Origin of the sequence: Mycobacterium sp., from assembly GCF_049683935.1 — a bacterium.
Classification (GTDB): Bacteria; Actinomycetota; Actinomycetes; order Mycobacteriales; family Mycobacteriaceae; genus Mycobacterium.
In genome coordinates, this window is record NZ_JBAUJR010000261.1 from 1 (window position 1) to 21,749 (window position 21,749).

General features: G+C 66.8%; 24 protein-coding genes. 12 read left to right on the forward strand and 12 right to left on the reverse strand.

Annotated features, from left to right (window positions below):
• Positions 1–294: lycopene cyclase family protein (locus WA965_RS15120; RefSeq protein WP_526447728.1), on the reverse strand; the 294-nt coding region annotated here is incomplete at its 3' end.
• A 119-nt stretch (positions 295–413) separates the two neighbouring features.
• On the opposite strand from WA965_RS15120, the gene WA965_RS15125 reads away from it, so the two are divergent.
• From WA965_RS15125 to WA965_RS15145, 5 genes are all read left to right on the forward strand, one after another.
• Positions 414–659: an AbrB/MazE/SpoVT family DNA-binding domain-containing protein gene (locus WA965_RS15125; protein ID WP_526299458.1), complete on the forward strand. Its 246-nt coding sequence runs from the start codon at positions 414–416 to the stop codon at positions 657–659.
• Entirely contained in the window at positions 643–1,065 is a 423-nt protein-coding gene (locus WA965_RS15130; protein ID WP_526299457.1) for a PIN domain-containing protein, read from the forward strand. The genes WA965_RS15125 and WA965_RS15130 overlap by 17 nt, the downstream gene beginning before the upstream one ends.
• A gap of 63 nt (positions 1,066–1,128) precedes the next feature.
• The gene (locus WA965_RS15135) at positions 1,129–1,635 is read left to right on the forward strand and encodes a DUF6912 family protein (RefSeq protein ID WP_526299455.1); all 507 of its coding nucleotides are present in this window, start codon (positions 1,129–1,131) and stop codon (positions 1,633–1,635) included.
• An 85-nt stretch (positions 1,636–1,720) separates the two neighbouring features.
• Positions 1,721–2,875 (forward strand): ferredoxin reductase, encoded by a 1,155-nt coding sequence (locus WA965_RS15140; RefSeq protein WP_526299453.1) that lies wholly within the window; start codon positions 1,721–1,723, stop codon positions 2,873–2,875.
• A gap of 69 nt (positions 2,876–2,944) precedes the next feature.
• The gene (locus tag WA965_RS15145; protein WP_526299451.1) at positions 2,945–4,204 is read left to right on the forward strand and encodes a fatty acid desaturase family protein; all 1,260 of its coding nucleotides are present in this window, start codon (positions 2,945–2,947) and stop codon (positions 4,202–4,204) included.
• An 83-nt stretch (positions 4,205–4,287) separates the two neighbouring features.
• Here WA965_RS15145 and WA965_RS15150 read toward each other — a convergent pair whose 3' ends face one another.
• From WA965_RS15150 to aroA, 3 genes are all read right to left on the reverse strand, one after another.
• Positions 4,288–5,148: an aldo/keto reductase gene (locus tag WA965_RS15150; RefSeq protein ID WP_526299449.1), complete on the reverse strand. Its 861-nt coding sequence runs from the start codon at positions 5,146–5,148 to the stop codon at positions 4,288–4,290.
• Positions 5,149–5,220: 72 nt separating this feature from the next.
• Positions 5,221–6,201 carry a ribosome small subunit-dependent GTPase A gene (gene rsgA / locus WA965_RS15155; RefSeq protein ID WP_526299447.1) on the reverse strand — a complete coding sequence of 327 codons (981 nt, stop codon included), beginning with the start codon at positions 6,199–6,201 and terminating at the stop codon, positions 5,221–5,223.
• Complete coding sequence (aroA, locus tag WA965_RS15160; protein ID WP_526299445.1) at positions 6,198–7,502, reverse strand: 3-phosphoshikimate 1-carboxyvinyltransferase; 1,305 nt, start codon at positions 7,500–7,502, stop codon at positions 6,198–6,200. Before aroA ends, rsgA begins: the two co-directional genes overlap by 4 nt.
• A gap of 108 nt (positions 7,503–7,610) precedes the next feature.
• On the opposite strand from aroA, the gene WA965_RS15165 reads away from it, so the two are divergent.
• The gene (locus WA965_RS15165) at positions 7,611–8,366 is read left to right on the forward strand and encodes an SOS response-associated peptidase (protein ID WP_526299462.1); all 756 of its coding nucleotides are present in this window, start codon (positions 7,611–7,613) and stop codon (positions 8,364–8,366) included.
• Between the two features lies 1 nt (position 8,367).
• Here the strand turns inward: WA965_RS15165 and WA965_RS15170 are convergent, their stop codons facing one another.
• Positions 8,368–9,141 carry a class I SAM-dependent methyltransferase gene (locus tag WA965_RS15170; RefSeq protein ID WP_526447730.1) on the reverse strand — a complete coding sequence of 258 codons (774 nt, stop codon included), beginning with the start codon at positions 9,139–9,141 and terminating at the stop codon, positions 8,368–8,370.
• Between the two features lie 25 nt (positions 9,142–9,166).
• Here WA965_RS15170 and WA965_RS15175 point away from each other — a divergent pair, with 25 nt between their 5' ends.
• Positions 9,167–9,907, forward strand: coding sequence for a YqjF family protein (locus WA965_RS15175; RefSeq protein ID WP_526296147.1), 741 nt, complete (start codon positions 9,167–9,169; stop codon positions 9,905–9,907).
• A gap of 84 nt (positions 9,908–9,991) precedes the next feature.
• Here the strand turns inward: WA965_RS15175 and WA965_RS15180 are convergent, their stop codons facing one another.
• The gene (locus WA965_RS15180; protein WP_526296149.1) at positions 9,992–13,153 is read right to left on the reverse strand and encodes an ATP-binding protein; all 3,162 of its coding nucleotides are present in this window, start codon (positions 13,151–13,153) and stop codon (positions 9,992–9,994) included.
• A gap of 205 nt (positions 13,154–13,358) precedes the next feature.
• Here WA965_RS15180 and WA965_RS15185 point away from each other — a divergent pair, with 205 nt between their 5' ends.
• On the forward strand, positions 13,359–14,897 hold the full coding sequence (locus WA965_RS15185) for an aldehyde dehydrogenase family protein (RefSeq protein WP_526296151.1): 1,539 nt from the start codon (positions 13,359–13,361) through the stop codon (positions 14,895–14,897).
• Positions 14,898–15,016: 119 nt separating this feature from the next.
• On the opposite strand, the gene WA965_RS15190 is transcribed toward WA965_RS15185, so the two are convergent.
• From WA965_RS15190 to WA965_RS15205, 4 genes are read right to left on the reverse strand one after another with little or no spacing between them, the layout of a single operon-like run.
• Positions 15,017–15,862, reverse strand: coding sequence for an SDR family oxidoreductase (locus tag WA965_RS15190; RefSeq protein WP_526447732.1), 846 nt, complete (start codon positions 15,860–15,862; stop codon positions 15,017–15,019).
• Positions 15,863–15,872: 10 nt separating this feature from the next.
• Complete coding sequence (locus WA965_RS15195; RefSeq protein WP_526447734.1) at positions 15,873–16,364, reverse strand: aminoacyl-tRNA deacylase; 492 nt, start codon at positions 16,362–16,364, stop codon at positions 15,873–15,875.
• 9 nt (positions 16,365–16,373) lie between these two features.
• The gene (locus tag WA965_RS15200; RefSeq protein WP_526447736.1) at positions 16,374–17,345 is read right to left on the reverse strand and encodes a hypothetical protein; all 972 of its coding nucleotides are present in this window, start codon (positions 17,343–17,345) and stop codon (positions 16,374–16,376) included.
• The gene (locus WA965_RS15205; RefSeq protein ID WP_526447738.1) at positions 17,342–18,010 is read right to left on the reverse strand and encodes a hypothetical protein; all 669 of its coding nucleotides are present in this window, start codon (positions 18,008–18,010) and stop codon (positions 17,342–17,344) included. Before WA965_RS15205 ends, WA965_RS15200 begins: the two co-directional genes overlap by 4 nt.
• A gap of 172 nt (positions 18,011–18,182) precedes the next feature.
• Here WA965_RS15205 and WA965_RS15210 point away from each other — a divergent pair, with 172 nt between their 5' ends.
• Both WA965_RS15210 and rsrA read left to right on the forward strand, forming a co-directional pair.
• On the forward strand, positions 18,183–18,968 hold the full coding sequence (locus WA965_RS15210; protein WP_526294412.1) for a sigma-70 family RNA polymerase sigma factor: 786 nt from the start codon (positions 18,183–18,185) through the stop codon (positions 18,966–18,968).
• Entirely contained in the window at positions 18,965–19,285 is a 321-nt protein-coding gene (rsrA, locus tag WA965_RS15215) for a mycothiol system anti-sigma-R factor (protein WP_526294411.1), read from the forward strand. The genes WA965_RS15210 and rsrA overlap by 4 nt, the downstream gene beginning before the upstream one ends.
• On the opposite strand, the gene WA965_RS15220 is transcribed toward rsrA, so the two are convergent.
• The gene (locus WA965_RS15220) at positions 19,282–19,374 is read right to left on the reverse strand and encodes a 50S ribosomal protein bL37 (RefSeq protein WP_372238633.1); all 93 of its coding nucleotides are present in this window, start codon (positions 19,372–19,374) and stop codon (positions 19,282–19,284) included. The two genes, rsrA and WA965_RS15220, sit on opposite strands and share 4 nt — an antisense overlap.
• 208 nt (positions 19,375–19,582) lie before the next feature.
• Here WA965_RS15220 and WA965_RS15225 point away from each other — a divergent pair, with 208 nt between their 5' ends.
• Both WA965_RS15225 and pdtaS read left to right on the forward strand, forming a co-directional pair.
• Positions 19,583–19,798 (forward strand): biotin/lipoyl-binding carrier protein, encoded by a 216-nt coding sequence (locus tag WA965_RS15225; RefSeq protein WP_083740725.1) that lies wholly within the window; start codon positions 19,583–19,585, stop codon positions 19,796–19,798.
• Positions 19,799–19,843: 45 nt separating this feature from the next.
• On the forward strand, positions 19,844–21,334 hold the full coding sequence (pdtaS, locus tag WA965_RS15230; protein ID WP_526294410.1) for a two-component system sensor histidine kinase PdtaS: 1,491 nt from the start codon (positions 19,844–19,846) through the stop codon (positions 21,332–21,334).
• A gap of 105 nt (positions 21,335–21,439) precedes the next feature.
• Here pdtaS and WA965_RS15235 read toward each other — a convergent pair whose 3' ends face one another.
• Positions 21,440–21,694, reverse strand: coding sequence for a WhiB family transcriptional regulator (locus WA965_RS15235; protein ID WP_159233235.1), 255 nt, complete (start codon positions 21,692–21,694; stop codon positions 21,440–21,442).
• Positions 21,695–21,749 lie beyond the last annotated feature (55 nt).

The window sequence follows — 21,749 nt, forward strand, 5'->3', positions numbered from 1 at the left end:
GACCTGCACCCCGGCCAACCGGTCGGCGAGGTGCGCGCGCAGGGCGGGCACATCCAGGACGGCGTAGTCCCAACCCAGCTGATGCTCGGTCAGGGCGATCGCCCGCCCGGGGGTGCGGGCTGCGACCACCGAAGCCGGCAGATCCACGGGAAGCTCCCGGCTCCACATCCCGTACGTCGCCGTCCACGGCTGATCCGGAGACGGGTCCAGCAGGCCGGTGGCCAGCCCGAGCCGGGAGCACGCCCCCGCCAACGCCATCCCTGCGGGACCTCCCCCGACCACCAACACGTCCATTGGTCCCATCGTGCCTCGTCTCGCAGACGAACTCGTGAAGCCCTGGCAGTCAGAGAACCAGCGGCCGCGAGTAGTGGTAATCAACTGCTATTTTGCCATTTGATTGGTAATCTTTTGCCATGTACGTGACGGTGGACCGGGTGGGGCGCGTAGTGATCCCGAAAGCGCTCCGGGTGGCACTGGGCATCACACCGGATACGCAGCTCGAACTGATTCAAGACGGCACCGGGCTCAGAATCGAACCGGTTCGACGGCAGCAACGTTCGATCGGCACCAGCGACGGGCTGCCGATCCTCGGCGCCGTGGAAGGCTCGGTGCTGACCGATGCCGACGTGCGTCGGCTTCGCGATGACATCCAACGCTGACCGCTGGGCCTGCGACACCAGCGTCGCCGTCGCCGCTCTCGACCCCACTCATGAAGCCCACGCGGCTTGCCGCCGCGTGCTGGTCACGCTGCGTCCAGCGCTGGCGGGGCATGCGAGCTTCGAGACGTACTCGGTGTTGACACGGCTCCCACTCCCATTGCGCCTGAGTGCGGGCCAGGCAGCCGCGGTCCTCGCTGCGGCCTTCCCCGACGACTGCTGGCTTGATGCGCCTGCGACCCGGGGCCTCTGGCAACAACTGTCCGGTCTCGAGATCGTCGGTGGATCGAGCTACGACGCTCTTGTCGCCCAGGCGGCTGTTGTGAACCGCCGCAGCCTGCTCACACGTGATCGTCGGGCAGAGCGCACATACCGCGCACTCGGCGTCGAGTACCGCCTCGTGGAATGACGTCCGCTCGGGCCCTCGCTTCGGCGCGATCGCACATGGGTCGACACTCGCTAGTCTCGTCCCGTGCGCATCTACGTCCCCGCAACCCTGGCCATGCTCCAGCAGCTGGTCGCCGACGGATCGCTGCGCCCGGTCAACGGCACCGCGTTCGCCCTGACCCCGACGCTGCGCGAGGCGTATTCCGACGGTGACGAGGACGAACTCGCCGACGTGGCGCTGCGGGAGGCGGCCCTGGCGTCACTGCGACTGCTCGGCGACGCCGACCCCGACGGCGGACTCCCGGCCCGGCGTGCGGTGTTCGAAGCCGACGTCGACGACGACGACGTCACCTTGCGGCCCGATCTGGACGACGCCGTGGTGCGGCTGGCGGGGGTGGTCGGACTCGGCACCGTGATCGCCGCCTACGTCGACACCGCGGCTGCCGAGCCTGCGGTGCTGGCCGCCGTCGGGGTGGTCGACGCCGCGGATCTGGGGGACGAGGACGCCGAACTGACGGTCGGCGACGCCCAGGACCACGACTTGGCGTGGTATGCGCCACAGGAGCTGCCATTTCTGCTGGACCTGCTGTGAGGGGCTGGATACGACTCCGTAACTTACGGTACCGTAGGTAGGCGTTTACGGAACCCGTAGGCACTCCATCCGGGCAGGAGCCGTCATGGCCAAGAACACCATCAAGACCACGGCCAAGGTCGCCGACACCGTCCGGCCCACCGTCGCCGGAGCCACCCGTCACCCGGGCCTGCACATGCTGCGCACCATCGCCGGCCGGATCACCACGCCGCTGCTGCCCGACGACTATCTCAAGCTGGCCAACCCGCTGTGGTCCGCCCGCGAGTTGCGCGGCAAGGTGGTCGAGGTGCGCCGGGAAACCGTCGACTCGGCCACCCTGGTCATCAAGCCCGGCTGGGGGTTCTCGTTCGACTATCAGGCGGGCCAGTACGTCGGCATCGGCCTGCTGGTCGATGGACGCTGGCGCTGGCGGTCGTACTCACTGACCAGCGTTCCGGAAGGGCGCCTGGCCCGTGGCAGGGGCTCGCGCACCATCACGATCACCGTCAAGGCCATGCCCGAGGGTTTCCTGTCGACTCACCTTGTCGGCGGGGTCGAACCCGGCACGATCGTGAGACTCGCGGCGCCGCAAGGCAATTTCGTGATGCCGGACCCGGCGCCGGCGTCGGTGTTGTTCCTCACCGCCGGGTCGGGTATCACGCCGGTGATCTCGATGCTGCGCACGTTGGCCCGCCGCGGACAACTCGGTGACGTCGTACATGTGCATTCGGCGCCGACGGAATCCGATGTGCTGTTCGCCGAGGAGCTTTCCCAGCTGACGAATCAGCACGACGGTTATAGGCTGACGGTGCGCGCCACCCGCACCGAAGGCCGGCTCGATCTCGCCCGCCTCGCCGAGGTGGTTCCCGATTGGCGGGAGCGTCAGACCTGGGCGTGCGGACCGGAGGCGATGCTCGGCTCTGCGGAGCGGACCTGGGTGTCGGCCGGCATCGCCGACAACCTGCATCTGGAGAGGTTTGCCGCGGCGCGCACCGCGGTACACGGAAGCGGCGGCACGGTCGAGTTCGCACGCGCGGGCAAGACGACCACCGTGGACGCAGCGACATCGCTGATGGATGCCGGCGAAGCGGCCGGCGTGCAGATGCCATTCGGCTGCCGTATGGGTATCTGCCAGTCGTGTGTGGTGGGCCTTCTGAAGGGCCACGTGCGCGATCTGCGCACCGGGGTCGAACACGAACCCGGCACCCGCGTGCAGACGTGCATCTCCGCCGCATCGGGCGACTGTGTGCTCGACGCATAACATTTACTGGGTAGTAACCTACGATTACGTAGGTTACGGTAGCGTAGGTACCTCGAGAGGAGGCTGACCATGGCGATCACCGACGTACCTGAATTCGTCCACCTGACGGACGCGGACATCGACAACCTGGCGCACGAACTGGATGCGATCCGCCAAGACATCGAAGACTCCCGCGGCGCGCGCGACGCGCGCTACATCCGCCGCACCATCGGTTTCCAACGCGCGATGGAGGTGGCAGGCCGGTTGATGCTGGCGGGCAGCTCCAAGCGCTCGTACTGGTGGGCCGGCACCGCAACACTGGGCGTGGCCAAGATCATCGAGAACATGGAGATCGGCCACAACGTCATGCACGGCCAGTGGGACTGGATGAACGACCCGGAGATCCATTCCTCCACGTGGGAATGGGACATGAGCGGCGCGTCCAAGCACTGGCGGTTCACTCACAACTTCATGCACCACAAGTACACCAACATCCTCGGCATGGACGACGATGTCGGCTACGGCGTCATCCGGGTGACGCGCGACCAGCGGTGGAAGCCGGCCAATCTGTACGGCAACCTGCTGTTCAACACGCTGCTGGCGATCGGCTTCGAATGGGGCGTCGGACTGCAGCATCTGGAGCTCGGCAAGATCTTCCAGGGCCGCGACGATCGCAAGGCCACGCTCGAGCGGGTCAAGGAGTTCGGCGTCAAGGCCGGCCATCAGGTGGCCAAGGACTACGTCGTCTATCCCGCACTGACCTCGCTGTCACCGGGCGCGACGTTCACCTCCACGCTGAAGGCCAACGCGGTGGCCAACGTCATCCGCAACGTGTGGGCCAACGCCGTGATCTTCTGCGGTCACTTCCCTGACGGCGCAGAGAAATTCACCAAGACCGACATGATCGGCGAGTCGCGCGGACAGTGGTATCTGCGGCAGATGCTCGGCAGTGCGAACTTCGAGAGCGGCCCGGCGCTGCGCTTCATGAGCGGCAACCTCTGCTACCAGATCGAGCATCACCTGTACCCGGACCTGCCCAGCAACCGGCTGCACGAGATCTCGTTCCGGGTCAAGGAGATCTGTGACAAGTACGACCTGCCCTACACCACGGGATCGTTCCTGGTGCAGTACGGCAAGTCGTGGCGGACCATCGCCAAACTGTCTCTGCCGGACCGGTTCCTGCGGGACACCGCCGACGATGCGCCCGAGACGCGCAGCGAGCGGATGTTCACCGAACTGGATTCGGGCGAGCGGCGTGGCTTGAAGTCGGCCATCGCCGCGGTGCGGGCACGACGACGCGCCAAGGCGGCGCAGAAGGCTCCCGCCAAGCGCGACGATCTGGCTGCGTAACTGTCTTTCGTTGAAACTGCGCTGAGGGCGGGGATTACTTGTAGTTCCGCGCCCTCAGCGCAGTGTCGATTCTCGCTGTGGTGCTAGTCGGGCACGTAATCCATGGTGTCCGGGTTGGGCCCGATGCGACCGTCCTCACCCTTGTCCAGAGCGTTGATCGCGTCGAAGTCCTCAGCGCCGAGCTCGAAGTCGAACAGGGCGAAGTTGTCCTTGATGCGTTGCAGCGTCACCGATTTCGGGAACACGATGTCGCCGCGCTCGATATGCCACCGCAACACCACCTGCGCCGGTGACTTTCCGGTCGCCTCGGCGATCCGGGCGACGGCGGGATCGTCGAGCACCTTGCCCTGCGCGATCGGAGACCACGCCTCGGTCGCGATTCCGTGCTGCTGGCCGTACTCACGAACCGCATTGTTCGCGAAGTACGGATGCACCTCGATCTGATTCACCGCGGGGACGGTGCCGGTTTCCTCGGCAAGCCGCTGCAGATGGGCGACCTGGAAGTTCGACACCCCGATGCTGCGTGCACGTCCGTCTTTCTTGAACTCCTCCAACGTCTTCCACGTCGAGACGAAGTCACCGTCGTAGAGCGTGGGCAGCGGCCAGTGGATCAGGAACAGGTCGACATACGAATCGTCACCGTCGAATCCCAGCGCCGACAGCGTCTGGTCGAAGGCCCGCCGGGCGTCGTCCGGCTTGTGGAAACCGTTGTTGAGCTTGCTGGTGACGTACACCTCGCCCCGGTCGACGCCGGCGTCCCGGATGCCGTCGCCGACACCCTTCTCGTTCTGGTACATCTCCGCGGTGTCGATGTGGCGGTAACCGATGTCGAGTGCCGTCTTCACCGCAGATGCGGTCTCCTGAGGCGGGATCTGGAACACACCGAAACCCAGTTGGGGAATCTGCGTGCCGTCGTTCAAATCGATCATGGGGATATGGGTCATACCAGTTCACCTTTCCGTGTCCTTCGCCGTCAGCGTGCCCGGTGGGCAGTCGCTGCAAACCACGCTGTCCGGTCAGCCTTCGCGCATCGCCACCAGCAGTCGCCGGGCGGCGCCGACTCGTCCGGCGGCCGGACCCGTCAAAGCGTCGAGCGCACATTCCGGATCTGCCGGCGGCCCCATGTGCCCGCACCCCCGTGGGCAGTCGGCGATCGCTTCGGCCAGGTCGGAAAACGCCAACATCACATCGTCGGGAGCGATGTGCGCCAGACCGAACGACCGGATTCCCGGTGTGTCGATCACCCAGCCGCCGAAGCTCAACGGCAGCGCCACCGACTGGGTCGAGGTGTGCCGGCCCCTGCCGATATCGGTCACCGCGCCGATCGCCCGCTCGGCCTCGGGGACAAGGCGATTGACCAGCGTGGACTTACCCACCCCCGAATGCCCCAGCATGGCGGTGACCTTGTCGGTCAGCACCGAGACCACCTCGTCGAGGTCATCGCCGCGCCCGGCCGTGACGATCGTCAGGTCGAGGTCGGCGAACTGCGCGGTGAACGACGCAGCCGACGCGAGATCGGTTTTGGTCAGGCACAGAATCGGAACCAGCCCGCCGGCGTAGGCGGCGATCAACGCGCGTTCCACCAGACCGGCCCGCGGCGGGGGATCGGCCAGCGCCACCACGATCAGCAGCTGGTCGGCGTTGGCGACGAACACCCGCTCGGACGGGTCGGTGTCATCGGCGGTGCGCCGCAACACTGTTCGGCGCTCACCGCGGCGCACGATGCGGGCCAGGGTGTCGGTGCGCCCGGAGAGATCGCCGACGATGTCGACGTCGTCACCGACCACGATCGGGGTGCGGCCCAGCTCGCGCGCCCGCATCGCGGTCACCCGGCGGTCCGGGTCACGTCCGAGCACACAGCCCCACCGGCCCCGGTCCACCGCGACCACCATGGCCTCTTCGGCGTCGGCGTGCTCGGGGCGGGTCTTGGTTCGCGGCCGCGAGGTCCGGCCGGGGCGCACCCGGACATCGGTCTCGTCGTACTCGCGAGGAGTCAATCGCGGACCATCAGGTCGTCGCTCTGACCGGCAAGCATGTCGGCCCACAGCTGCGGGAAGTCGGGCATCGTCTTGGCCGTGGTGCCGATGTCCTCGACCTGCACCCCGGGTACCCGTAGTCCGACGATCGCGCCCGCCGTCGCCATCCGGTGATCGGCGTAGGACCGCCACACGCCCGCGCGCATCGGTTGCGCGGTGATGGTCAACCCGTCCGGTGTCTCCTCACACTCGCCGCCGAGTCGGTTGAGTTCGGTGCGCAACGCGGCCAGGCGATCGGTCTCGTGGCCACGCAGATGTGCGATGCCGCGCAGCCGCGACACCGATCCCGGCGTGGCCAGTGCGGCGAGCGCGGCCACCGACGGTGTCAGCTCCCCGACATCACGAAGGTCGACGTCGATACCGTCGTAGGCTGTCGAGCCCTGCACTTCCAGATATGAATCACCCTGCCGGACAACCGCACCGAGCTTCTTCAAGATCGACAGGATGGTGCCGGCGGGCTGGGTGCTCACCGCGGGCCACCCCATGATCCGCACCGCGCCACCGCTGACCACGGCGGCAGCCAGGAACGGCACCGCGTTCGACAGGTCGGGCTCGACGCTCCAGTGTCGTGCGGCGATCCGGCCGGGGGAGACCTGCCACCGGTCGGGTTGGGAGTCGTCGACCTCGACGCCGGCGTCGCGCAGCATCGCCACCGTCATGGCCACGTGCGGCGCCGAGGGCACCGGTTCGCCTGTGTGCACGACCGTCAGCCCCTCGGTGAACAATGCCCCCGAGAGCAGCAGACCGGACACGAACTGGGAAGACCCGGACGCATCGATCTCGACCGTGCCGCCGCGCACCGATCCGTCACCGCGGATCTCGAACGGCAGGCTGTCGCCTTCGACGTGCACACCCAACGCGCGCAGCCCGTCGAGCAGCGGTGCGATCGGGCGTGCCCTGGCCTGTTCGTCGCCGTCGAAGGTGACGGTCTCGGTGCTCAGGGCGGCCACCGGCGGCAGGAACCGCAGCACCGTGCCGGCCAGGCCGCAGTCGATACTGGAGCCAGGGGGCGCGAGCGTGCCGCTGATGGTGAGTTCGGTGTTGTCGGTATCGGACGCTTCGACGACGAAGCCGAGAACCTGTAGCGCACCGATCATCAGGTCGGTGTCGCGGCTGCGCAGCGCCCCGCTGACCGTGGACGGTCCATCATCGGCGGCAAGTGCCGCCAGCACCAGCGCCCGGTTGGTCTGCGACTTCGAACCGGGCACCGTCACGGTCGCGTGCACGGGAGTTGCGGTCGTCGGTGCCGGCCAGGTGCTCACGGGTTCCTATTCTTGCCTGTCGCCGATCTCCCGGTGAATCCGGCGCGCACAAGCACCGTGGCACTCGCGTTCCGCGCCCGATCCGCGCTGTCTGCCACCATGGAGATCATGTGCGGGAGATTCGCGGTGACCACCGATCCGGCGCTGCTGGCCGAGAAGATCCAGGCACTCGACGAGGCCACAGCAGCTACCGCCAAGGACTCGCCGGCGCCGAACTACAACGTCGCGCCCACCACGACCATCGCCACCGTGGTCAAACGCCACACCGAGCCCGACGACGAGTCGACGCGGCGGGTGCGATTGATGCGGTGGGGCCTGATCCCGATGTGGGCCAAGACCGCCGACGGCGGCGGCCCGGACACCAAGGGCCCGCTGCTGATCAACGCCCGATCCGACAAGGTGACCACCTCACCGGCGTTTCGCACCTCGATCAAGAGCAAGCGCTGCCTGGTGCCGATGGACGGCTGGTACGAGTGGCGCGGGCAGAAGGGGGCGAAGACGCCGTTCTACATGTACGCCGGTGACGGGGAGCCGCTGTTCATGGCCGGCCTGTGGTCGACGTGGCGGCCGAAAAACGCCCCGGACGACGCCCCACCGCTGCTGAGCTGCACGATCATCACCACCGACGCGGCCGGTGCGATCGCCGACATCCACGACCGGATGCCGCTGACGATCAGCGAGCGTGACTGGGACCGGTGGCTGGATCCCGACGCGCCGGTCGACGAGGGTCTGCTGCGTGGCCACGGCGATCTGGACCGCGTCGAGATCCGCGAGGTGTCGCGACTGGTGAACAGTGTCCGCAACAACGGGCCGGAACTCATCGAGCCCGCCGAACCCGAGCCCGAACAAGCCACGCTGCTGTGAGTCAGCGACGGGTGGCCGTCACCACCGAATAGGGCGAGACGAACACGACCCTGCCCCGGTCGAGGTGCGCGCGCATCGCCTCGTCGAACGCCGTGACCAGCGCGTCGCGCTGCGAACCGGACACGTTGCCGAGCACAGTGAGATGCATCGGGGACTCCTCGGTCACGAACCGCATCGCGTCGGTATGGGAGTCGAACTCCCACGTGTGGGCGCCGGATTCGATCGTGATGTCGACGAAGTCGGCGGCCAGCCTGGCCGCGGCGATATCCGGATCACCCCACTGGTCCGGGGTATGGCCGGGGTTCGGCGGCGCGCCCAGCACCGCGACGACCGGATCGAAGAGCGGGTTGTCGCCGCTGCGCACCCAGGTGGAGAACGCCACGACACCGCCCGGACCCAGCAGCCGGCTGATCTCGCGGACCTGGCCGGTCGGCTCCACGAACACGACGCCCATGTTGGAGACGACGACGTCGAACGCCTCGTCGGGCAGCCCGGTGTCGGATGCGTCGGCGGCCACCCAGGTCACCGCACGGCCACCGTCCTTCGCCGACCCGATCTCGAGCAGCGCGGGGGTGAGGTCGACACCGGTCACCCGGGCGCCGCGGCCCGCGGCCGACAACGCGGCGTTACCGGTGCCGCAGGCGAGGTCGACGAGCGAGACGTCACGCAGCGGCCGTCGCCGCTCCACGGCGTCGAGCACGTCGTCGGCGATGTGTGCGATGCGTCTGCCGACGGCTTCGTAGCTCCCGGCGGACCAGTTCGTCGGCGACGGCACGGCTCCAGCGTGCCACGATGACGAGGTGAACGGTGAGCTCGGTCCATGCGGTGTCAGCCCGCTGGCACCACCGCTGGACCGGCCCGTCATCTTCGACCAGTTCTGGGCGGACCTGACGTTCGTCCACTGGCCCGTCGTCCCCGGCGCCGTCGCCCACCTCTTTCCGCCGGGCACCCGCCCGGACGTGTTCGCCGACGGACTGACCTATGTCGCGCTGGTGCCCTTCGTCATGCGGCACACCCGACTGGGCACCGCATTGCCGCTGCCGTACTTCGGGACGTTCGCCGAGACGAACGTCAGGCTCTATTCGGTCGACGACGCAGGCAGGCACGGCGTGCTGTTCCGATCGTTGGAGACGCAACGGTTGGCCGTCGTCCCAGCGGTCCGCAGCACGCTGGGAGTGCCTTACACCTGGGCGAAGATGCGCGTCACGCGAACACCGGACCGCATCACCTACGCCAGTACCCGGCGCTGGCCGCGCAATGGATTGACCAGCCGCGTCACGGTGTCGGTCGGCGCCCCCGTCGAGCCGACCGCCCTCGAGGTCTGGCTGACCGCGCGCTGGGGTGCCCACACCCGCAAGGCCGGCCGCACGTGGTGGCTGCCCAACGAGCACACCACCTGGCCCCTGCACTCGGCGGAGATCGTCGAACTCGACGACGAACTGGTGGCCGCCGCAGGTGTCGTCGTGGCGGGCCCGCGGCTGCGGGCACTGTTCTCACCCGGGGTGCACACCCGGTTCGGCAGACCGGCGCGGGTCGTCTGAAAGCAGGTGCGCGAATTCCTTCCGCGGCATCAAAATCCAATAGCTGACTTCGGTCTCCCACGTGGGGGCCCCCGGTCGCGATGTTCACATTGAGAGGGCGATGGCGGTATGTCCCTCGAAGCCAAGCGAGTTCGCGAACGTCCGATAGCGCTCGACGAAATCCTGGTAGGTGCTGTCCTGGTTGTGTGCACCCGCCAGAAGGGCGGACAACCTGAGCAGTTGAGGCTCATGCAGCACGAAGCCGGGTTCTGTCGATACTGCAGCCAGTCGATCCACTGCGGCTTCTGCGGCCTCCAGGTCACCGTTGTCCATACGGCGCAACAACAGCTCCACGAGTAGTGCAGTCGCCGGCCCACGGGCGATCATGTCGCCGACGGCGTAGTACTCATCGAGCACGAGGCGGGCCAACGCTACGGCGCGCTCCACATCGCCTTGGCGGGCGGTCTCGCGTGCAATTTCGACGTCGGCGATCCGTCGCAGGGCGTCAGAGGTGTGCGCGAGCGCGCTACGAGCTGCGTCCAGCATGTCTAGAACTCTGTAGCTCTTCTCGTCGTCAATCCGGGCAAGCACAACGGCTCGATTGAGTCGAGCGAGTGCGACGGCTGTGTCGTCGCCGGATTGTTCTGCGACCTTGAGAAGCGCCGCAGTGTGCAGCGCGGCGCTGTCATCGGACAGCAGCGCCCCGTTTGTGATGCCTACGGCGTATTTGTACAGCGTCGGCACGACGCGGGCGGTCGCGTCGAAGGGTGCGGCTAGAGCGATGCCCTGCTCAACGTCGAAGTTCCAATCCGGCCGCCCCAGGGACAAGCCCGCTGCACCCCGTAGGGACAACGCCCACGCCAACGGCGACGCCAGCATCACATTGCCTCGCGTGGGGTCCCCGTCGGCGAGGTCGATCACACGCTGTACCAAGCGCCGGCATTCGGTGGCTAGGCCCGCCTCCCATTTCGCTTGGGCCGCCGCGTATAGCAGCGCAATCATCAGCGTCGGATCGCCGATCGAGTCGACCAGATCCTCGAGCTCGGAGGCCATCTCCACTGCTTCTCGATAGTGGGAGTGGAACGCCAATGTTGTGAGCTGGCCGGCCATACCGATCGCCAACGACACATCGTCGTGAGCCGCGATCGCCAGGTCACGCAGTTCGTCAAATCCTGTGTGTGCGGGTGCTAAGCCGACTCTGAATGTCGATCCGCACAGTAGGGTTCGCGGCGAGATCCGCATCGACCAACGGTCCGGTTCATCTTCGGCCATATGATCCGCAACCTGCTGCGCCCGCCGCCAGCTCGTGCGGGCCGCGCGGACGTCACGGTAGTTGAACCATTCTCCCGCGCGCATATGCCAAATGAAGGCGGCGCGTAGATCGCCCGCAGCCTCCCAGTGGGTGGCGATGAAAGCAGCGTTCTCATCCCCTTGCGTCGTCTCATCCTGTTCGATCGCCGTCGCGAGGCGCCGATGTAACGCTGAGCGGGTCGACTTCAACTGGGATTCGTAGGCCACCTTTTGGATCAGCGGATGACGAAACGCGTATTCGGAGCGTGGCGACGTCGACACATGCTCGACCAGCTCCGCGTCGATCAGTGAGGAGAGCTCCGCTCCGTCGAACAGCTGGGTCAACAGTTCAGCATCAAACCTGGCTCCGATAACCGCGGCTGCGTGCAACGTGCGCTTGGCGGTGGGACTGAGGCGATCTATGCGAGCGCCAAGGGTCGCCTGCAGGGTGGCAGGCACGCTGATATCCGCAACTTCGTCAACGCACACGTACTGTCCCCACTGGCCGCGCAAAACGCCGCGCTCGGCGAGGTCGCGGACGATCTCCTCGGTGAAAAACGGGTTGCCCGCCGCTCGCTCGGCCACCGTGGCGACGATGTTGGTCAGGAACGTATCGGTGCCAAGGAGTTCGCGTGTCAATTCAAGGCGCTGCAAATCGTCCAGAGGCGCAAGCTCAAGTACCTGAGCACCCGCTCCGTCGGTGAGCAGGCCCTGGTACTCCGGACGGTAGGTGACCACGACCATCGAACGCGTCTCACGAATGACAGAGACAAACTCGAACAGCATGGACTCGCTGACATCGTCGATCCAGTGGGCGTCTTCGATCACGTACAAGGCAGGAGTGCGGCGCTCTACGGTGGCGGCGTTGACCAATGCCGTCAGTCGCCGACGCCGGGCATCGGGACTGATGTCGGGTAGTGAGGTCGCGGTGTCGCGAATTCCCAGAAGGTCATCCAACAACAGAAGATCGTCGGCGTCTGCGCGAGGAAGCTGCGCGCGGAGACGAGAGCGAGCGACTTCAGCAGAAACTGCGCTGACTCCAAAAACCGTCCGCAGAAGTCGCGCTAAAACGTGAAACGGAATCTCGCGACTATGGGATTCGCAATAGGTGAGGAAGACCTCAAAGCCTCGGCGGCTCGCGAGCGCGGCAGTTTCGCGGGTAAGGCGACTCTTCCCGATGCCCGGTGATCCAACGAATCCGACCACTATCCCGTCGCCGCGGAGTGACCGATCCATAAGTTCAACGATGGCGTTCTTCTCGAACGCGCGTCCTATGAGGCTACTTTCTCGTCGATCTGTAACTCGCGGATCTGTCGCGATGCCAAGGAGGCGACGCGCTGGCACCGGCGCACCGGCTCCCTTGATGCGCACCATCTCGGGTGGACCAAACGCCATGCGCCCGTCGATTAGGCGGGCGGTTGACTCGCTCACCATGACCCCGCCTGGCGGGGCTACCGACTCCATTCGCTGGGCCATTCCTACCTGCTCGCCGACTACGGTGTAACGCATTGGGCGAGAACTGATCTCGCCTGCAATCACCTCTCCAGAATTGAGGCCAACCCTCAGCTGAAGTGCGATCTTGTCCCGAATCTCGACCTCGGCCGCGAGGCGCTTGCTCATATTCTGAATGTCCAGAGCCGCGAGGCATGCACGAAAAGCATGATCTTCCAACGCTATAGGCGCACCGAACAGCGCCATGACGCCGTCACCCGTGAAACTGTTCAGTGTACCGCCGAAGCGCTGAACCACCGCTGCACATTGATTCAACAACTCGGACATGATTTCGCGTAACCGTTCCGCGCCGAGGGTTGCCGCGATTTCCATCGACCGCACTACGTCGGCGAACAGCACCGTCACCTGCTTGTACTCAGCGGTCCCCTCGGTCACCGCAACCCGGGCGCCACACGCGTCGCAGAACCGCGCGCCGGTCCGCAGCGCGGTGCCACATCTTTCGCAGAGTGTCGCCGCTGCCCCCATGTGCTCTTCTACACGTTCGATGTTCCGCCCAGCAGTCCAACCAGGCTTGGTGCGCCTAAGTATCTCCCAGCGGGCGCAAGTGCATGGGGGCATTGCCTGCTCTCGCGTATGGCAAGGCCGGGGGATCGGCGTCGACTGGCCGGCGCTGTGTGTATAGCTGGCTGAATCGCCCCGTCGGACGCCGCGCCGGGTTGATACTGCTGAGATGACCGACCTGCAGGCCAGTCCTGTCACCACCACGATCACCGTGTACAACCCCGCCGACGGATCCGTCGCCGGCTCGCTGCCCGTCGACAGCGCGGAGACGGTCGCGGCGAAAGCGCGTGACCTGCGCCTGGCCCAACCCGAGTGGGAGGCGATGGGCGCCAAGTCGCGCAAGGTCTGGCTGCTGAAACTGCAGGACTGGATCCTGGACAACGCCGAGCACCTGACCGATGTGCTGCAGTCCGAGACGGGCAAGCCGCGCACCGAGGCGGCCATGGAAGCACCGCTGTGCGCCGACCTGCTGAAGTACTGGGGAGCCAACGCCGAGAAGTTCCTCGCCGACCGGCATCCGGCCGCCCACAGCCCGCTGGGAAAGGTGAAACGGCTGACCACCGTCCACCGCCCGTATCCGGTTGTCGGACTGATCATCCCGTGGAACTTCCCGCTGCTCAACGTCGCGCTCGACGGCGTCGCGCCGCTCGCTGCGGGTGCCGCAGTGCTGCTCAAGCCGTCGGAGGTGACACCCCTCAGCGCTGCCGAGTTCGTCCGAGGCTGGACCGAGATCGGCGCACCGCCGGTGCTGTCGCTGACCACCGGCTACGCCGAGACCGGCGCCGCGGTGATCAACAACTCCGACTGCGTGCACTTCACCGGGTCCACGGCCACCGGTCGCAAGGTCGCGGTGGCGTGCGCCGAGCGCCTCATCCCGTGCAGCCTGGAACTCGGTGGCAAGGATCCGGCGATCGTGCTGGCCGACGCCGACCTCGATCGAGCGGCCGCCGGTATCGCGTGGGGAGGGATGTTCAACTCCGGGCAGGTGTGCGTCTCGGTCGAGCGCGTGTACGTCGAGGCGCCGGTGCACGACGAATTCGTCGCCAAGCTCACCGCCGCGGTGACCGGGCTGCGTCAGGGGCAGGACGACGACCGCTACCGGTTCGATGTGGGCGCGATGGCCACCGCGGCGCAACGGGACATCGTGGCGCGCCACGTCGATGAGGCGGTCGCCGCGGGCGCGCAGGTGACCACCGGCGGGCGACCGACCGGGGTCGGCACCTTCTTCGAGCCCACGGTGCTCGCCAACGTCGACCAGTCGATGACCTGCATCAACGAGGAGACCTTCGGGCCCACCCTTCCGGTGGTCAAGGTCGCCGACGAAGCCGAGGCGATCCGACTGGCCAACGACTCGGCCTACGGTCTGTCCGCCAGCGTGTGGACTGCCGATGTCGAGCGAGGGGAGCGCATCGCGCGCCGACTCGAGGCGGGCGCGGTGAACATCAACGACGTGCTCGCCAACGGGTTCAGCTTCTCGCTGCCGATGCCCGGCTGGAAGAACTCCGGCATCGGGTCCCGAAACGGGGGACCGGACGGGATCCTGAAATACTGCCGCGCGCAGGCGATCACGGCTCCGCGGATACCGACGCAGTCGCGCGAGGTGAACTGGTACCCGTACTCGCGTGCCAAGACGCGACTGTTCACCGGTGTCATCCGTGCGGCAGCGGGCCGCGGACTGCGCCGCGTGGGACTGAAGCCGCGGAACTAGGGGTCTCAGGCGCCGCGGTCTCAGCCGCCGCGGAACTAGGGTCTCAGCCGCCGCGGAATAGCATTCCTGGTCGTGATCGGAGGTCTCCGAGCAGCCAGGAATGCTATTCCGCGGGCGGTTCAGGGGTGCGTGTAGCCCGGCGGGTTGGCGCCCTCGACCCAGAAGTCGACGCCCAGGTCCGATCCCGGGATGCAGTCGTAGACCGACAGATCGGTGACGCCGGATTCCAGCAGCACGTCCTCGCACAGCAGCGTGTTGCCGGTGTAGCTGGAGGGCTTGTTCAACACCACGTAGGCGGCGTCGGAGTACACCTCGGGCTTGCGGGACCGCGCCATCGACTCGTCACCGCCGAGCAGGTTCTGCACCGCCGCCGTCGCGACCATGGTGCGCGGCCACAAGGTGTTGGAGGCGATGCCCTGCTCGCGCATCTCCTCGGCAATTCCCAACGCGCACAGAGTCATTCCGAACTTGGCCATCATGTACGGGGTGGGCTTGAGCCACTTGGACTCCAACAGGATCGGCGGCGACAGCGTCAGGATGTGGGGGTTTTCGCGGCCCTTCATGTGCGGTAGGCAGGCCTGCGACACCGCGTAGGTGCCGCGCACCTGGATGCCGTTCATCAAATCGAAGCGCTTGAGCGGCACGTCCTCGATGGAGCCCAGGTTGATGGCCGAGGCGTTGTTCACGCAGATGTCGATGCCGCCGAACTGCTCGACGGCGGCGGCGACCGCGGCGGCCACCGAATCGCCGTCGCGCACGTCGCCGACGATGGGCAGCGCCTGCCCGCCGACCTCCTCGATCTCCTTGGCCGCGGTGTAGACCGTTCCCGGCAGCTTGGGGTGAGGTTCGGCGGTCTTGGCGACAAGGGCGATGTTGGCGCCGTCAGCGGCGGCACGTTTGGCGATCGCCAGCCCGATACCGCGACTGGCGCCCGAGATGAACATGGTCTTTCCCGCAAGTGACATGGGCATCACCCTAGACAGCCCGGATGTCCGCGGTCACCGCCTTGGTGATCGCGATCAGATCTTCAGGTGCCAGCGACACGTCCCAGCCACGCTTACCGGCGCTGCACAACACCCGGTCCCACTGCAGCGCCGAGGAGTCGACGACAGTGGGCAGCTGGGTGCGCTGGCCGAGAGGAGAGATACCGCCGACCACGTATCCGGTCGTCCGTTGGGCGGCGGCAGGGTCAGCCATCGTGGCCTTCGGAACCCGCAGGGCGGCCGCGGCCGCTTTCAGCGACAGTTTGGACGGCACCGGAAGAACGGCGACACCAAGCCCTTTGGGCAGTGCGACGACCAGGGTCTTGAAGATCTGCTCGGGGGCAAGGCCGCCGGCCCGCGCCAGCTCGTCGACCGCCTCCTCGCCGAACGAGTCGCGGCGAGGGTCGTGCCGGTACTGCACGACGGTGTGCGGAACACCCGCGGCGAGCAGCGCCGTGATCGCCGGTGTCGCCGCACGTGCCACCGGCACAGCCTAAGGCCGGTGCGGCGGGGTGGACCGCCAGGTGATTCTGGGTGGTGTCTCGTCGCCTCGAGACAGCCGCCGGTGAGCTCTGATGCCGACGATGACCATGCTCAGCGCCAGCAGGCCGTTGAGTGCCGCCAGCGCCAGCACGGCTCGGCCGGTGCGTTCGGCGACGGGAAGGTAGCCGTCGAGAAATGACCGCATGTCGCCCGCCGCAATCATTCGAACGTCGGCCAGGCCGGTGGAGGACGTGGGCCCGTCCCCGCCCATCCCGATCTGCAGGTTGCCCCACACCACCACAGGGTCGCCGCGGCGCAACACGCACTCGGGAGGGGAGTGCCAGGCCCATGCCTGATTGCCCGAGTCGATACCTGCGGCGAGCACCGGAGGGCCGCCTGGAAAATCGAGCAGATAGCGTGCGGGAAGCTGCTGACCGGACCCGGACCACCGCAGTGGCCCCACCGCAACGCAGCGGTAGGACGCGACCACGCCGGCGTCATGCGGTGGGCCCAGTTCCGCCATGGCATCGCTGACCTTGGCTTCCAGCAGAACCCCGCCCGGGTCGATCGGTGAATCCCGCCATCGGATGAACTCGTCACGGGTGCGCAACTGGGGAAGGCCCTGCGCGCGCGTCTCGTCGTGTGATGCCGCGGCCAGGAAAGCGCCCGCCATCAGGTAGAGGCCCGCCATCACGATGCAGACGAGTGCAACCGCGTGGCGGTCATGCCTGCTGACGAGTTGGGGTAGGCCTCGGACGACGAGCAGGGTCGCGAAGATGGTCAACACCGTGGTGGCAGTGAAAATCGTTGCAGCCCTGGACAAGAGGCCCGGCAGGTAATCGCCGGTGAATGCCACCGCCAGGATCAGCGCCGCGGCGGCGCAGACCACCAGAGCGCACAGCCGCAGCGTGTTGTGACGCCATCGGTGGGCCAGCGCACCGGTGGCCAGAGCGACCGCCAACCACGCAAGACCCAGCGTCATCCCCGTGACCGGCTGAGGGAGTCGCGACACCGCATCCCGAGCTCGACGAACGCGTTGAGGTGCTCGACAGATCGCAGGACGTCGGTGCGGACGCGGACGCAGACACCCGCGCCGTTGATCGAGACCACCGGTTGCTCCCGCTCGGCGGTGTGGTCGGCGCACCATGCGCCGACGGCGTCGGCGACCTCGCTGAGGGCACCCACCGGGCCGTAACCGTCGGTCGCGAACACCAGGAGCCGGTCGTCCGCCGACGCCACCGAGTGCAGGGGTCGTCCGCCGGTGATGCTGTCGATGCCCAGCCAGCCGGCCATCGACGGCGTCAGCGCCCCCAGCAACTCGGCGGCCAGCTCGGCCGACTGCCGGTCCGGCGCAGGACCGGCAACCAGCGCTGCGTTCGGCATGCACGGGGTCGGGCTCGTCCAGGTGCTGGTGACGACGTGTGAGCTCGGTGGCGTCATCTGGGCAGCGAATGAGCGGGACATGGTGACGGTCCAGTCCTCGGTGACCGGGACGACGGTGGTGCTGTCACCGTTGCGCGTCACCTGCCAACCGCGTCGTGTCAGCGCGGATTGGAACGCCGCGCGTCGCCGCAGCCACCACGCCAGTACCGCCGCGGCGAGCAGCAGCGCGACGGCGGCGACGACGGCAGTGGCGAGTAGGTCCATGGGATGGTCAGTATTGCGGACCTGCGCTGACGGTGCCCACCGGTTTGGATCGGCCATCACAACGGGGAACAAGGACCGCCATCGGCGCTGTTGTTGACCACAGCTGTAGCAGGTGAACGGGCGGCCAAAGAAACAAGTAGGTCGCAACCTCTAGGATCGCGGAAGGGGATTTATGGTGCTGACGCTGGCCATGCAGGCCCCGACGCGTTCGGCGATCGTGCTGGACGTGATTGGCGGCCCCGCTACAGAAGGGACGGTGTTCCCCACGATGACCGACACCGATGGATCGGGTCCCGACGCGACCCCCAAGACAGACTCGGTTGTGACAGAGCTCGACTCTGAGCCGGAAAAGCCTGCCGAAACCGATGCCGAGCTGACCGCGAGGTTCGAGCGGGACGCAATCCCGATGCTCGATCAGCTCTACGGCGGTGCGATGCGGATGACGCGCAATCCTGCCGATGCGGAGGATCTGCTGCAGGAAACCATGGTCAAGGCCTACTCGGGCTTTCGTTCGTTCCGAGAGGGCACGAACCTCAAAGCGTGGCTGTACCGCATCCTGACCAACACCTACATCAACAGCTACCGCAAGAAGCAGCGCCAACCGGCGGAGTATCCGACCGAGGAGATCACCGACTGGCAGCTGGCGGCGAACGCCGAACACACCTCGACAGGGCTGCGGTCCGCCGAGGTCGAGGCGCTCGAGTTGATGCCGGACAGCGAGATCAAGGAAGCCCTGCAGTCGCTGCCCGAGGATTTTCGGATGGCGGTGTACTACGCCGACGTCGAGGGCTTCCCGTACAAGGAGATCGCCGAGATCATGGATACCCCGATTGGCACGGTGATGTCGCGTTTGCACCGCGGCAGACGTCAGCTGCGCGAGTTGTTGGCCGATGTGGCCCGCGAGCGTGGTTTCATGCGCGGGGAGCAGATCGACGCGCAGGAGGAGGTTTCGTCATGAGCGGCACCGATTCGACCGGCGGCTCGTCCGACGAGCGATGGACCCCGCCGATCGGCCCCGTGGACCCGGAGCACCCCGAGTGTGCTGCGGTGATCGCCGAGGTCTGGACGCTGCTGGACGGTGAATGCACCGGGGAGACCAGGGACAAGCTGCGCGCTCACCTCGAGGAGTGCCCGACGTGCCTCCGGCACTACGGGGTCGAGGAGAAGATCAAGCGGCTGATCGCCACCAAGTGCAGTGGCGAGCGGGCTCCGGACAGTTTGCGTGAGCGGCTGCGCATCGAGATCAGCCGCACCACGATCATTCGTCGGGGTTAGCGCACTGCTTTCGAGCCGCAGTTGGGTCGCTTGCCATGATTGGCCTTCGAGTGCTTGCGGTCACGCTTCTTACGGCCACGCTTGGCCATGATGTACCTCCGGTAGTCAGTGGGTTATCCAGCCCGCGCGCGGCGGAGCGTTGATCCATTGTCGCATGCTTCTCCGACACCGAATTCATCGCGGCCCGAGGTCCGGTGCGGTGACTCCGTCACGATCGCCCTGCCATTCCTCGCTGCGGGCCCTCGTTGTGGTTCGATAGGACACGACAGCGCCAGTGCTGAGTGGAGTGGGGTGAAGATGGCCGAGGACGTTCGCGCGGAAATCGTGGCCAGTGTGCTCGAGGTCGTGGTCCACGAAGGCGATCAGATCGGTGAAGGCGACACCGTGGTGCTGCTCGAGTCGATGAAGATGGAGATCCCCGTGCTCGCCGAGGTCGCCGGGACCGTCAGCAAGGTCAGCGTGTCCGTCGGCGACGTCATCCAGGCCGGCGATCTGATCGCAGTCATCAGCTAGCGCCCGCCCGTCCGGTTGACCCACCCGCTCCGGAGGCAGTAGGCCATGTCCACCCTCGGTGACCTGCTGGCCGAGCACACGATCCTGCCCGGCAGCGCAGTCGATCACCTGCACGCCGTGGTGGGCGAATGGCAGCTGCTTGCCGACCTCTCGTTCGCCGACTACCTGATGTGGGTGGGCCGCGACGACGGACGCGTCGTGTGCGTCGCCCAGGTGCGTCCCAACACCGCGCCGACGGTGCTGCTGGCCGACGCCGTGGGCACTCTCGCAGAGACCGAGGACATCCCGATCGTGGCCGCGGCGTTCGAGTCCGGTGTCATCGGCCGTGCCACCGTCGAGGGGCGAAACGGCTCGCCCGACCTGAACGTGGAGGCCGTGCCGGTCCGGCACGGGAACGCCGTCGTCGCCGTGCTCACCCACCAGACATCGGCGGCGCCCCGGCAGGCCAGCCCACTGGAAACCGCGTACGTCGACTGTGCGGGCGACATGCTGCTGATGCTGTCCGAGGGCACCTTCCCCAATGTCGGTGACCTCGCGATGTCCCGGTCCAGCCCCCGCGTCGGCGACGGTTTTATCCGACTCGACGACACCGGCCTGGTGATCTACGCCAGCCCGAACGCGATCTCGGCCTATCACCGGATGGGCCTCGCGGCCGAACTCGAGGGCCACAATCTGGTGAGCGTGACCCGACCGCTGATCTCGGATCCCTTCGAAGCCCAGGAACTGGCCGACCACGTCCGGGATTCACTGGCGGGTGGGTCCAGCATGCGGATGGAGGTCGACGCCGGCGGGGCGGCGGTTCTGCTGCGCACCCTCCCGCTGGTGGCGCATGGCACGGCAGTGGGCGCCGCGGTACTGATCCGCGACGTCACCGAGGTGAAGCGTCGTGACCGGGCGCTGCTGTCCAAGGACGCCACCATCAGGGAGATCCACCACCGCGTCAAGAACAATCTGCAGACTGTTGCGGCGCTGCTGCGGCTTCAGGCGCGCCGGACGAACAACGCCGAGGGGCGTGAGGCGCTCATCGAGTCGGTCCGTCGCGTGTCGTCGATCGCGCTGGTGCACGACGCCCTGTCGATGTCGGTGGACGAAGAGGTCAACCTGGACGAGGTCATCGACCGGATCCTGCCGATCATGAACGACGTTGCGACCGTGGACTCGCCGATCCGGATCAACCGAACAGGTGAGCTGGGTGTGCTGGACGCCGACCGGGCCACCGCCCTGATCATGGTGATCACCGAACTCGTGCAGAACGCGATCGAGCACGCCTTCGACACGACCACCTCGCAGGGCTGCGTCACGATCCGTTCCGAAAGGTCGGCCCGTTGGCTCGATGTCGTCGTTCACGACGACGGGCGCGGGCTCCCGGACGGGTTCAGTCTGGAGAAGTCCGACCGGCTCGGTCTGCAGATCGTGCGGACGCTGGTCTCGGCAGAGCTCGACGGGTCGCTGGGCATGCACGGGGTTGCCACCGGGGGCACCGACGTGACGCTGCGGGTGCCCATCGGAAGACGCGGCCGAACGAGCCAATATTGACCGTCACCAACAAATGGCGTCACGTGTCGGAATTCGCGCGAATTGTATTTACATAGTTACGGCCCCGACCTTTGTCGGGGCCGTAACTGAAAAGCGCTGTGTCGGCTAGACGCTGCTGCGTGCCTTGGTGCGGGCATTGCGACGCTTGAGCGCGCGACGCTCGTCCTCGCTCATGCCGCCCCAGACGCCTGCGTCCTGACCGGACTCCAACGCCCAGCTCAGGCACTCGGCGGTCACCGGGCAACGGTTGCAAACGAGCTTCGCGTCAGCGATCTGGGCAAGGGCCGGACCGCTGTTTCCCACCGGGAAGAACAGTTCCGGATCCTCGTCGCGACAGACCGCCTTGTGGCGCCAATCCATTGCTCTAACTCCTTTTCATGTGCGCAGCAGAGCGCACGAGCTTTACTTCGGCTGT